General features: G+C 45.1%; 9 protein-coding genes, 3 tRNA genes and 1 pseudogene. 7 read left to right on the top strand and 6 right to left on the bottom strand.

The annotated features are described in order from the left end of the window. Together QUB06_RS05855 and QUB06_RS05850 are read left to right on the top strand one after the other, a co-directional pair. A pseudogene (locus QUB06_RS05855) lies at positions 1-600 on the top strand (transposase); the annotation flags it as partial. Positions 601-665: 65 nt separating this feature from the next. Next, a complete protein-coding gene (locus QUB06_RS05850; protein WP_333434495.1) occupies positions 666-1991 on the top strand; it encodes a lipoxygenase family protein in 1326 nt (441 codons plus the stop codon). A gap of 126 nt (positions 1992-2117) precedes the next feature. Here the strand turns inward: QUB06_RS05850 and QUB06_RS05845 are convergent, their stop codons facing one another. The 4 genes from QUB06_RS05845 to QUB06_RS05830 form a co-directional block, all read right to left on the bottom strand. Then, the gene (locus QUB06_RS05845; RefSeq protein ID WP_333434494.1) at positions 2118-3269 is read right to left on the bottom strand and encodes a fatty acid desaturase; all 1152 of its coding nucleotides are present in this window, start codon (positions 3267-3269) and stop codon (positions 2118-2120) included. Between the two features lie 321 nt (positions 3270-3590). After that, positions 3591-4856, bottom strand: coding sequence for a glutamate-5-semialdehyde dehydrogenase (locus QUB06_RS05840; RefSeq protein WP_333434493.1), 1266 nt, complete (start codon positions 4854-4856; stop codon positions 3591-3593). Positions 4857-4860: 4 nt separating this feature from the next. Beyond that, positions 4861-5265, bottom strand: a complete 405-nt coding sequence (locus QUB06_RS05835) for a hypothetical protein (protein ID WP_333056560.1) — start codon at positions 5263-5265, stop codon at positions 4861-4863. A gap of 249 nt (positions 5266-5514) precedes the next feature. After that, positions 5515-5586, bottom strand: a tRNA-Gly gene (locus QUB06_RS05830). A gap of 219 nt (positions 5587-5805) precedes the next feature. Between QUB06_RS05830 and QUB06_RS05825 the strand changes: the two genes are divergently transcribed. Further along, positions 5806-5946, top strand: a complete 141-nt coding sequence (locus QUB06_RS05825; protein ID WP_172188980.1) for a hypothetical protein — start codon at positions 5806-5808, stop codon at positions 5944-5946. 35 nt (positions 5947-5981) lie between these two features. Here the strand turns inward: QUB06_RS05825 and QUB06_RS05820 are convergent, their stop codons facing one another. Beyond that, positions 5982-6146, bottom strand: a complete 165-nt coding sequence (locus QUB06_RS05820) for a hypothetical protein (RefSeq protein ID WP_333434492.1) — start codon at positions 6144-6146, stop codon at positions 5982-5984. A 230-nt stretch (positions 6147-6376) separates the two neighbouring features. On the opposite strand from QUB06_RS05820, the gene QUB06_RS05815 reads away from it, so the two are divergent. The 4 genes from QUB06_RS05815 (at position 6377) to QUB06_RS05800 (ending at position 10391) form a co-directional block, all read left to right on the top strand. Further along, entirely contained in the window at positions 6377-8197 is a 1821-nt protein-coding gene (locus QUB06_RS05815) for an ABC transporter ATP-binding protein (RefSeq protein ID WP_333434491.1), read from the top strand. Between the two features lie 197 nt (positions 8198-8394). Then, positions 8395-8476, top strand: a tRNA-Tyr gene (locus QUB06_RS05810). Between the two features lie 73 nt (positions 8477-8549). Next, a tRNA-Thr gene (locus QUB06_RS05805) sits at positions 8550-8621 on the top strand. A gap of 519 nt (positions 8622-9140) precedes the next feature. Next, complete coding sequence (locus QUB06_RS05800; RefSeq protein WP_333434490.1) at positions 9141-10391, top strand: transposase; 1251 nt, start codon at positions 9141-9143, stop codon at positions 10389-10391. Between the two features lie 86 nt (positions 10392-10477). Here QUB06_RS05800 and QUB06_RS05795 read toward each other — a convergent pair whose 3' ends face one another. After that, positions 10478-13036, bottom strand: a complete 2559-nt coding sequence (locus QUB06_RS05795) for a PhoD-like phosphatase (protein ID WP_333434489.1) — start codon at positions 13034-13036, stop codon at positions 10478-10480. Positions 13037-13139: the final 103 nt, after the last annotated feature.

Here is a 13139-nt window from a genome sequence, read left to right as displayed (position 1 = left end):
AAAGTAGAGCAAGTGTTTACAGATAGTTATGGATGGCGAGACCGTAAGATACGTCTGGGGTCTGGAACAAAGAGAACTCCGTTTATTACTTTACGTTTGATTGATGTTCGTTCAGGAAAAGGCTGGCATTCGTATTTAACCAGTGTCTTAGAGCCAGAGATATTACCCCCTTATGTGGTTGCAGATTTATATCGACGACGTTGGCGAATTGAAGAGGCATTTAATCTAGTAAAAATGCTGTTAGATTTAAGCTATTTATGGACAGGTTCAACCAATGGGATTAAATAACCAATTTGGGCAACTTGGTTATTTTATGCGGTTTTAGTAGACTTAGGTGATGCAGTAGCGGATGAACTAGCTCTACCTTTTTATCGGATTTCTTTAGAAATGATTTATCGCGGTCTTTATCATTTTACGATGGCTCATCATAAAGGTAAAGCAACCGCTCCAGTTAAATATTTTGCTGACCCGGAAAATCGCGATTTAGGAATTATAAAACAGGAGCGAAAACCAAACGTTAAGTTAATCGTCGCCCCTTTTCCTGAAAAGCAACGAGATTCTGACCAATTCTTTTTCAAGAATTCTCCAAAAGCCTCTTGACAAAAAACTTACAGCCTTAACTTGTCACCAATGGTTTGCACCCGTTATTCGATCTTGGCCAAGAGTTGCAACAAAAAAACATTTACATTGCCGATTATACGGGTAGCGACCAACACTATCGCGCGCCTTCAAAAATTGGAGGCGGCAGCTATGAAAAAGGCAGAAAATTCTTGCCAAAACCGCGAGCTTTTTTCGCTTGGCGGTGGACGGGAATCCGCGATCGCGGTGAAATGACGCCTATTGCCATTCAACTAGATCCCAACCCAGATAGCCATATCTACACCCCATTCGATGAAATGACGCCTATTGCCATTCAACTAGATCCCAACCCAGATAGCCATATCTACACCCCATTCGATCCTCCTGTCGATTGGCTGTTTGCGAAACTCTGCGTACAAGTAGCAGATGCCAATCACCATGAAATGAGCTCGCATTTAGGTCGTACTCATTTGGTGATGGAACCAATCGCGATCGTCACCGCCCGACAGTTGGCTAAAAATCACCCCCTTAGCCTGCTGCTGAAACCGCACTTTCGGTTTATGTTGACTAACAACGAGCTGGCGCGTTCTTATTTGATCGCTCCGGGCGGGCCCGTCGATGACTTGCTAAGCGGTACCTTGCCAGAGACAATGGAAATAGCTAGAGAGGCTTGCAGTAACTGGAGTCTGGATCAATTTGCCTTCCCAACCGAACTGAAAAATCGGGGCATGGACGATCCAAATCAACTGCCTCACTATCCTTACCGAGATGATGGATTGCTGCTGTGGAATGCGATCGAAACCTTTGTATCGGGCTATCTCAAATTCTTTTACCCGACGAAAGAGGCGATCGCCCAAGATGTGGAACTGCAAACCTGGGCCAAAGAATTAGCGTCTGATAACGGCGGTAAAGTCAAAGGAATGCCAAGCAAAATCGACACAGTTGAACAATTAATTGCAATTGTCACAACTGTAATTTTTACCTGTGGCCCACAACATTCAGCAGTCAATTTTCCCCAGTATGACTACATGAGTTTTGCGGCCAATATGCCCTTGGCAGCCTACCGGGACATTCCTCGAATTACCGCCTCGGGTAATCTAGAAGTGATTACGGAAAAGGACATTTTACGGTTGCTTCCTCCGTACAAACGAGCGGCTGACCAACTGCAAATTCTGTTTATTTTGTCAGCTTATCGATATGACCGTTTGGGTTATTACGATAAATCTTTCCGAGAACTCTACCGGATGAGCTTCGACGAAGTTTTTGCGGGAACGCCGATCCAACTTTTAGCCAGACAGTTCCAGCAAAATTTGAATATGGCCGAACAGAAGATTGATGCCAACAATCAAAAACGAGTCATTCCTTATTTGGCTCTCAAGCCTTCGTTGGTGCTCAATAGTATCAGTATGTAGAATTAAAAATTCAGCACGATATCTCAAAGTAAGGTGTGCACTGCACACCTTACTCTGTATTGGTCGTTAGCGTTGGTTTCTAGTTTTAGTCTGGGGGGAAATTGTGATAGTAACGGGTGTATTTAGCTATGACAAAGGCGTTACAGCAGAATTATCAAGAGGGCAATTTACCGAATTTTCCCCTAAATAATCAGTTAAGGTAACTTCATCTTTGTAATGCCTAGGAGTTTCTATTAACAATTGCCAAGCTTCACCAGCATCAAGTAAATTCATCCGCCCAGGATAGTGAGTTTGGATCAACTCTTGAACCACAGGGTAATAGTCTGAGTTAAGACTAGGGAAAATATGATGCTCCGTGTGATAGGAAAAATTGAAATGCAACACATCAACTATTTTAGGAACCCGTATTGAAAGACTATTAATCAGCGGGTCATTAACACTTGTCATCCGGCAAATCAGATGATTTGTGTAGATATAAAACATGATTCCTGAATGTCCAATGGCTAGCGGGAGAAAATAGCCAAAAGCGAGTTTTAGGGGATGAAAGCCTAAATAGAATAAAATGCTAAAATGTAAGCATAAAATTCCCATAAACTCAAGGGCAATTGTCCACCTATCCCGAACACTGACTGTAAAAGCAGCCGGCACATAATCAACCGACTTATTATTAAAGAACAGAATTGAAGAGAGGTTGGAAAAATTATGAAATAACCACGAGCCTGCCATCCCTACTATGAAGAACCAAAATGGATTGAAGTCAAGAGATGGTACAAAGAAATTTTGAATCCATTTTCCCCAAGTATTTGGCTGTTGGTAAAGGTAATTGCGATCGGGATCTCCTAAAGAATTTGTTTTACTGTGATGTACAAGGTTATGAATAGACTTCCACTGAGTCGGGGGCATAAACAACATTGCGAACCCTAGAAAACTAATGATATCAGTCATGCGAGACTTTTTGTGCACACTACCGTGCATGAAATCATGGGAGATAAATGATAAAGCTATTACACTATTCCCCATAATCAAAGCTAAAGGTAAATAAAGCCATAAGAGATAGACAGGCCACTGATCGAGACGAGAGGCAATTCCCCAACCCAGTAGCAAAATGCCCATATTAATGAACAGTATAACCAATTTACTACCATCGGGTGTAAAGGCTTCTGATGGCAGAAGTGGGCGCAATTTCTTAGCGTATACTGAGTGGGTAATTAGCGTTTCTTCGCCTAAAGTCTGCGTTGCCGTCTTGTCTACAGTATTGAGTGATTTTTCGGATTTCATGTGATCGCTAAGACTATTTTCATGTGACTTAATAAGTTTCTAAATTTAATTAGATCCCGTACCCGATTTTAGATTGAACACACACATAAATCCGGCGGCTTATTGTTAGGATGCGGAGATTTTATCTGTCTCCACTGCGGCTATCCGGGAGCTGGCGATCAAATTGCTTTATATCAAGGCTGCCTGATTGTTCTACCCAGATATTATTGTATCCTATAAAAAGATTTTTGGAACAACTATTAAAGGCTTACGCATCGATAATAGTCTCCCACTTTTCAGTTTGGTTTAATCCCAATAACCAATCCTAAATAACCTATAAGATTAAAAAAGTCCGTTTCCCTGAACTATTTCTTTAATTGTCGTCAGGGTATCTAACCCGATCAATCCCCGGCGATAACCTTTTTGGTTGGACATTCCCAAAAATATCGCATCTCCCCGATTTTGATAACGCCAAAACCGAGGTGAGGCATTAATAAAAGTTGAGGCGCTGTTAACATCCAGAGCAAATTGGCGACTTTCTAAGTAAGATTCAGTGGCAATGCAGTCAGCGTGACCACTGCTGTAGCGGTTGATCCAGCCGATCGCAATCTCTAAACTATCGACAACTTTAAACGCTATGGTTTTGTTTAAATAAGGTTGAGTCCACTCGTATGGTTCCGCCAGCTTCAACTCTGGGAAATCTGCGACAAGATCCGCATCGGCGCTAATTTGAAAGCCTTTTTCTTTTAAACTGTTCCACAGCCTGACTAAGGAAGAAGGCTTTTGGTTGCGATCGATCAGCACTTTCTCGATCGCATTAACAGGATCGGGCACGCTTTGATGGCTGTCCAAAATCATCCACCTTGCCATCTCCAAACTGCCAGTCGGCGACCAATAAAGGTAACAATTTCCCATTGCCGACCTCAAAACTGGTGCTGTACACAACCTTACAACCTGCTGCACCAAACTCGGCCTGCCGTAGGGAATAATTAAATTGAGATATTGGTCTTGAGTGACCAATTCTCTGATCGAAGCGCCCCGATCCGGCGGCAATACCTGCAAACATCCCGAGGGCAAACCGACCTCATCGATCGCCGAAATCAAAGCTTCTCCAATTACAGTATTAGTTTGCCAGCTTTCGCTGCCGCCTTTAAGAATCAAACTGTTAGCGCTTTTGAGAGACAAACCCGCGGCGATCGCCCCCAACTCGGGAAACGCCTCGTAAATTAGAGCGATCGCCCCCAGTGGTAGCGACTGACAGTACACCTGACAGCGATCGACCTGATAAGAAGCATTGATCACCCTACCGATCGGATCTGGCATTTCCCCCAACCGTTGCAGAATTTGCACAGTTGTCTTGATCCGTTCCGGCGTCAGCTTCAACCACTCCACAATCAACTCGGGAATCGCCATGTCCCGACTCGCTTCTAGATCCAGAGTATTTGCTTCTAAAATGTCATTTTGCCGCCGTTTCAGCGAGCCCGCCATCGCCTGCAAAGCTGCAGCGCGATCGGCACTCTTTGTCGCCGCCAACTCCAAAGAAGCTTGATAAGCGCGACGCGCGACATTTGCGGCATCTGATGAATGGGTAAAATCCTCTATTATCATCTAGCTAACGCCTATAAGCCAGCCATACCATCAGCGCCGGCAACATTGCTAGCAGCACGGCGACCATTGCCCACAGAATGATATTCGGGCCCGGCGAGTGTAGCGCCAAGGGCAACCAAATAACTAGCGGCACCAATATCATACCCAAAGCCAGTGGCAAGTAATGGGCCTTCAAACCCGGATGCGCTCTGTTCCACTGGTGGCCCGTCCACCGCCAAGCCTGCTTGTAAGGATAGTTCGTTGATAGTTGCTCGATCACGTCTCCACTTTCGTCCAATACAAATATTTGTTGACAGCGGTTGCAGCCAAAGGCTTCTGTCAACGTTATGGGAACTAGACGACCCCGCCGTCGGCAAGGACAGGGGTACTCATCGTTTAAGTCAATCTTTGGAGCTTTTTGAGATGGCACTAGCGATCGGATAAAAAAAGCGTTTTTGCAAAAATAATCGTTAACATATCCACTTAGTCAAACTTGTCAATTCCGCCCTAGCGAGGCTTTCAACTGCCTCTTCCGAGATCTCGCCCGATCGGCAATTTTGACTTGCAAGTTCTGCATTCAATCTTACCACTAACTTAGGTATTTTCAACCATCATTAGGAGTATACCGAAAACTTTCTTGATCTACTTTCCGGTTTTCTTGATTTTGTTTATCTTCTAAAGCGGGTGACGCGATTCGAACGCGCGACATTCACCTTGGCAAGGTGACGCTCTACCACTGAGCTACACCCGCATTTCCTGCGGTATTAACAATATTGTCTCAATTCTCTAAATTTGTCAAGTCTTTTTAGTAAGTTTTTTTCACAAACCCAGTAAACCCCCCCCAAACCCACTCCCCACCTGCAATTTCAGCAGCCATATCATTAACCAAATCAGTAATTGCCGTGAAAATTGACCGCCATCGGCCCACGGCAAAGCTACAATCAAGCTGGAATTGTGGGAGAACACTGTCATGTCAGATTTAAATCGCGGAATAATGAAGTTCAAGGGAGCTGACAGTCCTATAGCGATCGCCATTTCGGCGATTGTCATTGCCGGCGGAATCGGCTTCTTGATCTGGTGGGCGCTGCAATCAGCCTACACCTTCAGCTAACAGACGACTCAAACGTAAAACTTATCAGGCCTTGCTCAGAAGGCAGAATTTAAGAAAAATTCTGTCTTTTGCATTTTTTTGCCCTTAGTCTTGAATTTATTGCCCAGGAATGCCGATCGATTGCTGACGATCGAATCATTGCCATAAATCACCCGATCGGGCGAGTCGCTAGCATGATCCAAGATGACCAAGAATTTCAAAGGTAGTACCCGCCACGTGATTTATCCGTGGAATCAATCCAAAATCTAAAATCTAAAATCCTCAAGCCCCCGCATTTATCCGTGGGGTCGCCTCTAAAATCTAAAATCTAAAATCTAAAATCGATTGACTTCCCGATCGACTACTTTTGTAGTACACTTGTAAACACGGCGCGCCGAGAGCGCAGTTTTAAATGCAAGTGTTTGCAAGGGTTGTATCTCAACAAGAATTTATGGCAAGCTTTCAGGACATCTTCAAATACTACAGCCGCTACTGGAAAATATCACTTTACAGCATAGGCGCATCGAGTGTTTTGGCACTAGCCGATTTGCTTGTTCCTTACGCGATCGGTCAAATATTAAACGTATTGTCGGGTCAAGCTACAGATACAGTAACGCAAAAACTCATAACAGCGATCGCCTCTGTTACCCAGCAGTCACCCAACAAAATATTATCGCTATCCATCTTGCTGGGCATAATTTTTCTGGTAACAGTCGCCAAAGCACCGATACAGCCGTGGGTGGGAAATTGGTTCCACTGGGCGATACCATTGAGGGCAAGGCGCGATCGAATGAGAAGTGCGATCGGCAAAATCCTCACCTTACCCCTAGAATTCTACGACGAAAACAACGCCGGACGGATTGCCAGCCGCATCGCCAAAGGCATCGCCAACCATACTTGGACTTACCCAGAAATTGCCGGCGACTTCATCCCCGAAGTCGTCCGCTTAATCGGCATTTTTGCCGTTATCTGCTTAATAGAGTGGCGGATTGGCTTATTAATTTTGGTTTCATTCCTATTTATCCTCAGTTTCACCCTCAAAGGCCTGCAACAGGTGACTACGCGGGAAGAAATTCTGGATGAATACATCGAAGATACAGAAAGCCGCAACTCGGAAATTATCACCAACATCAAAACAGTCAAAGCTTTTGCGACAGAAAGCGATGAACTCAAAAGGCAAACCACCAGACTCGATCGCGAATTAAAAGTCGTGATCCACCGCATTCACAAAGGATACGTCACCTTGGGGACATATCAGCAGACGATCGTCCAGTTGTGTTTGTTTTCAGTTCTTGGTTTTAGCCTAGCAGCCACGGTTGCAGGCAAAATTTCCCTCGGATATTTTGTTACCGTCTACACCCTGGCAAGCATGGCATATTCCCAACTGCGTCCGATTAGCATTATCGCCGAATCATTGGCGCGGCGTTATTCTTCAATGATCCGGTTCCACGAGTTTATGCAAACGCCCGACGGTGTTGATGCGGTTAATTTAGCAGAAAATGCTCGATCGGCACAGCCATCTTATAAATTTACCGGCAAAGTTGAGTTCAGCGGTTTGACATTCGGGTACGACAGTCAAAAACCCGTTTTGCAGGATGTGAATTTATTGATACATCCCCGTCAGACTGTAGCATTAGTCGGGCGATCTGGTTCCGGGAAATCGACTTTAGTTAAACTTCTGTTTCGCTACTTTGAACCAAACTCCGGCCGCATTCTGATCGACGGCGAAGACATTTGCAGCTTAGACGTGACTCGCTACCGCCAGCGTTTAGCGATTGTCCACCAAGAAGTAGACGTTTTTAACGGTACTTTGCTGGAAAATTTGACTTACGGAAACAGAAATGCAACTTTCGAGCAAGTTGAGGATGCTTGTCGCATCGCCAAAGTAGACGATTTTGTGCGACTGTTGCCCCAAGGTTACTATACCGTGGTCGGCGAGCGAGGAATGCGGTTGTCCGGCGGTCAGCGGCAGCGATTGGGGATTGCGAGGGCGCTGTTGGTGGAGCCGGATGTGTTAATTTTTGATGAGGCTACTTCTAGTTTGGACTATGAGTCGGAGCGATCGATCCAGATAGCCATGCGAAATATCCTCGGTACGCGCACCACCATAATTATTGCCCACAGACTGAGTACAATTCGCGAAGCCGATGCGATCGTCGTACTCGACGGCGGTAGAATCGTCGAAATTGGCAGCCACGAAGAACTCTTAAGCCAACAAGGCATTTACCGCCGCCTCCACTCCCTGCAAGAAACCGGGGAATTAGTGAATTAGGGATTTGGGCTAAGTCTAGACTTAGGGTGCTCCGGGCGGGCACCCAGCCTAGACGTAGCAATGCACACCTGAAACAGTGTTCAATTTTCCCCTTTACCCCTAACTCACTTATGTGTTCTCCCCTTAATGATTAGAGTTTTAAATATAATGTTGCAAATAAAGATTCTGGTGCTAGGATGTATAACTGTGATGGAAATGGGTCGATGCCCGAGCGGTTAATGGGGGCGGACTGTAAATCCGCTGGCTACGCCTACGCTAGTTCAAATCTAGCTCGGCCCACCTCAATTAAATAAAAAGTTAAAATTTAAGAATTAAAAATTAATTTTTTAATTGGAGGTTCTTAATTTTTTATGCCCGTGTAACTCAGTGGTAGAGTACCTCCTTGGTAAGGAGGAAGTCACGAGTTCAAATCTCGTCACGGGCTTGCTATTCTCTCCTATATCCATCAAGGGCTTCACGTTCATCGCACAGCAAGAAGGTTAGTTTTCCACTCAACTTTCGCGCCAATGGTTTTCTAGTATGTCCAAAACGACTTCCATATCTGCCAAGTTGGCCCCGGACTTTTTGCGTCTGGTCTTCAACTGGTTGATCAAGTCGGCTGGCTCTGGAAATTCTGCGACTCCCCACAAGAAAACTTATTCTTTGTGGAACAGGCATCTTGCCTGTTCTTGAGAATGGTGTAACATCTCAGTTCCAACCGACTTTAGCTATGAGACTGGGGTTTTCCCCCCCGGCGGACACTGCCACCAACTCATCACCGAAAAACGAGCGAGAAGCCCCTGGCTTTAGACATGGGGAGGAAAGCGGCAGCGACTTCAGTCGCCTAACATCTTTGTGTTCAACTAATTCCTTCATAGCAGAAGATAGACAGAATTATATTGTTTATTCTTGAAAGAAAGAAATCCTACTATGCTAATATACTGTAACAAAGAGAAAAGAGAATATGTTTGGATGTCAACAGAATTTAATCAGCCCAACTAAAGACTTAAAAGCAATTCTAGAATTCCTGTGCAGCGAGTCATCGAAGTTGACGAACTGCGGAATATATTATGCTCGTCAAATGTACTTTAAAACAGGCAAAATACCGAGTAGGGCCCAGTTGCACAAAGTGCTGGGCACAGAAAATCATAACTTGCATTACAAAGCATTTTATTCCGATACCGCGCAACAGATTCTAACTACTGTCGCTGAGTCTTTCAAATCCTACATTGGACTACTGAAAGGAATTGGTAAAGGCACTGTAACCCAAAGACCTAGATTGCCAAATTATCGACAAGGCGGTCTAGCTTTAGTGACTTATACAGGTCGCTCTGTCCGGCTCAAGGATGGATTGCTGAGATTTCCATTGGGCAGCAAAGTTAAAACTTGGTTCGGATTGGATGCTTTCTATCTCCCTATGCCTACCAACCTAGATTACAAAGCAATCAGAGAATATAGGATTCTACCCCGAAACGGTTCCTTCTATTTAGAGTTGATTTACAAATCGAACGATGTCCAAGTAGAGGTAAATCAATCCAATGTCTTGATGATAGACCACGGGATGAACAATTGGTTGACTTGTATCAGCAATGTGGGGACTAGCTTAATAATTGACGGACGACATCTGAAGTCCATCAATCAAGGATATAACAAGCGTGTTGCGTTTTTAATGGAAGGGAAAACTAATGGTTACTGGTCAAAGCGATTGGAGCGTTTAACTGAGAATCGCAATCGCACCATGCGAGATGCTATCAACACTTCTGCTCGAAAAGTAATAAATCATTGCTTGCTCAATAAAATTGGTACTGTAGTATTTGGCTGGAATGCTGGAATGAAAAATGGTATTGATTTAGGGAATAAAACTAATCAAAATTTTGTTCAAATTCCAACAGGCAGGCTAAAATCCCGTATTGCTCAGTTATGCGAACAGTATGGGATTCGGTTTGTGGAAACCGAAGAATCGTATACGTCGAAGGCTTCCTTTATCGCTCTTGATTTGCTACCTAAATTCTGCGAAAAACCAGAAGGGTGGCAACCTTGCGGTCAAAGAGTTAAGCGCGGATTGTATCGCACTCTTGAAGGTTTGTTAATTAACGCAGATTGCAATGGGGCAGCCAACATCGGTAGAAAAGTAGCGGCGACTTTGGGGATTTGTCTCAAAGAAGTCAGTAGAGGCGCATTGATAACGCCTTTGAAAGTCCCTTTGTGGTCTTAGTCAAGAATCCCCCTGATTCATCAGTGGGGAGTATCAAAATATTGTACCCGTATCGAAATCCCCGATTTCTTCAAGAAATTGGGAATCTAATCATCCTCATCCAATCCCAGTGGCACAAAATATTGACTGTAAACCACACTATTCGGCTCCCAAAGCGGCCGCCAATAAACATTTTGGATCACCGCTTTCTCCCCATCACCATCAGCAGGCCACTGAAAACTGACGATCGCAATATTGCTATATCCCACAATCTCATCACCCTCTTGCAGCCAGCGATTGCGCCACAACAGCGATATAAAATTCCACAACCTATGCAGCAGTGACAATTGTTTATTTTTATGCGATCTATCTGACGCAGTTCCCTTTTCTAGCTGCAAAAATACCCGCGCCCTTTGCCGTTTAACCCAGTCAATCCGATAGCCCCAATCAGGCAGAGATTGTCTATTTCTGAGACCAGCCGCCACAGCCTTCTTTCTGCTCATCCTCGAAATCTTCATTAATTCCAGCGGCTCATTCCATCCCAAACATTCGTGCGATCGCTCAGGAAGCAGCGACTTAATCTTAGTATGAATTAAATGCGTTTTCCACTCCTCATTGATAAAAGCACTAGCAGTCAACTGCGCCAGCACAGAATATTGACAATTTGACCGATAATTCTCCCTCGTCAAAGGCTCAATATTCGGCCGAGAATCGCCAAAATGACAATCAGACCAATAACTCAGTCGCACAGCAGCAGCATAGTGAATATCCCCGCTCAACACAATCACCCGATCGCGCTGTTTAAAAAATTCCACCAACAGCTTCACAAAAGCTAACTCATGAAAATTCCAAGCATCCCCCGCATCACTACTAAAAACCTTCCCCTGTGCCACATCCCACTTTTGCACCGCATCAATAATCCACAAACCCACCAAATTTGTCGGGACAACCACCAGCGTCGCCTCAATTTCAAACTCCCCAGTTTTATTCAGCAAATCCGTCTCCTTCAAAGGCTGCTGAATTTGCTCCTCAAAACCTTTATGAGTCAAAAGCATCGGCGGATCGATCGCGCTTTCCACCGGATACCCCCGCCAGTTCCGCGTATCCAGCACAATCACCTCGTGCTTAAAACTTCTCACAGTAAAATGCCAATTCAAAACCTCACTTACACCCTCACCATCCCGATCCAAAATAAAAACATCTTCATCTAATTTCAACTTAGGCAAATGAGTTTTTGGGTCGAGTCCGGGAATTCCCAAATACGAACCCGCCTCCTCCCAAGCAGAAACATCAGTTCCCCCCGAATCCGACCATTTTTCAGCAGCCTTGAATAATTTATCTCCCGGTTTTTCGCGATCGAACTGTGCGGGCGTATTTCCCCAAGCCTGAAACACAGCGTAAGCCAGCAAAGCATTCTGCACCACCCGCCGGCCCAGCGGCTTTCCCAGCACCCGGTAACACCACTCTCGATTCAAATAAAAATCGTCGCTAACATCATGGTCATCGCAAATCATATAAGTAGGAATATTCGCTAGCGCCCTCCTCACTCTCCACAAATTGCGAGCAAAACCGTCAAGTTCAACAACTTCTCTATCCCAGACTTTTGCCTGCTTAGAATTTGGACAAATATCCTTACCCTTCGGAAAACTCGTGCACCAGAGTACCGGCGACCAAACTAACAAATACATCGCGCAATATTCCCCCAAACTGAACAAGTGACTTTTAGACTTGTCCGATTGATTCACCAACATCGCCGTAAAGCCGCCAAAATCTCTGGCAATATCGCTGCGAGTCCCCGGCTGTAACTCAATTGGTTTTTTGTACTCATACTCAGCATCAGACGGTTTCTGAATTGGCGACTCTCTAAAAATTTCCCTCTCTGGGCCAACTGCATTTTCGTTTTCCGAATTTTTAGGTATACTGATACACAAATTCTTTTTTATTTGGGCATCATCCATCAGGGGTAGACTTTCTTCCCAGCCCAACAGTGTATCGCCAGCGTCAGTCAAAGCCCACAGCATGGCATCGGCAACGTCGTCGCCGTAAATTTGGTCGCCCGTTAAAAACAGTTGGTGGGGCCTGCTATTTGCCGTTCCTGCAAACTGTTCGATCGAATTATCCAAGATTGGCAGCGCATCTCTGCCGTCTCCGTGGGGCTTGCGACAAGAACCGTGAACGATACGCAAATAGTTTAAATCCTGCGGCGGCAGGGCAAAAGTGGGCAACTGGTGAGCGAAATAACTGATCGTCTCCAATCCCAAAGCCGATAAATCAGGGGCGGCAGGCCACAGGCAAGAAATGAGATTTTCTTCCTCATTTTCTGGGACTGCGCCCCCGACGTTCGACTCGCTACTCCCAGCAAACTTGATGTCATAAGCATAAACTTGCCCTGATGTCAAGAGATTGCTATTAATTGGTTTAGCAGTCACCGCGACTACGTGCAGGTATTTGCCGAGCTGCACGGTAGAGTTCGCACCTTGCAGCAAGGGCCGATCGACAATTTCGCCGGTTCCGCCCTCTGTCGAATAAACCTTGAGTTCGACTTGGCGGGGTGCTTTCAGAGCCAGCCAAACTGTCACGGCCCGACTTTCAGTCCGGCGCAAAATCGGGCCCGCAAGGATAAGCGGCAAGTGATGAATTCGATGACTTAAGGGAGTCCACGACATAGGATTTAAAAAATAAAAATTAAATAAGAGTGTTCTAGCAATCAGATTTTAGGCGATCGAGCATCTGTGACCCGGTTAATTAATGCTAAGTCTGCCAACCCAA

It is taken from the genome of Microcoleus sp. D2_18a_D3 (assembly GCF_036702455.1).
Taxonomy (GTDB): domain Bacteria; phylum Cyanobacteriota; class Cyanobacteriia; order Cyanobacteriales; family Microcoleaceae; genus Microcoleus.
The sequence above is the reverse complement of the archived record's forward strand: the minus strand, read 5'-3'. Positions and strand labels throughout refer to the sequence as shown.

Bases quoted from the DNA above. Each gene is read 5' to 3' on its own strand.
- QUB06_RS05845 (WP_333434494.1), bottom strand. From the start codon at position 3,269: ATGAAATCCGAAAAATCACTCAATACTGTAGACAAGACGGCAACGCAG.
- QUB06_RS05840 (WP_333434493.1), bottom strand. From the start codon at position 4,856: ATGATAATAGAGGATTTTACCCATTCATCAGATGCCGCAAATGTCGCG.
- QUB06_RS05825 (WP_172188980.1), top strand. From the start codon at position 5,806: ATGTCAGATTTAAATCGCGGAATAATGAAGTTCAAGGGAGCTGACAGT.
- QUB06_RS05815 (WP_333434491.1), top strand. From the start codon at position 6,377: ATGGCAAGCTTTCAGGACATCTTCAAATACTACAGCCGCTACTGGAAA.
- QUB06_RS05800 (WP_333434490.1), top strand. From the start codon at position 9,141: ATGTTTGGATGTCAACAGAATTTAATCAGCCCAACTAAAGACTTAAAA.
- QUB06_RS05795 (WP_333434489.1), bottom strand. From the start codon at position 13,036: ATGTCGTGGACTCCCTTAAGTCATCGAATTCATCACTTGCCGCTTATC.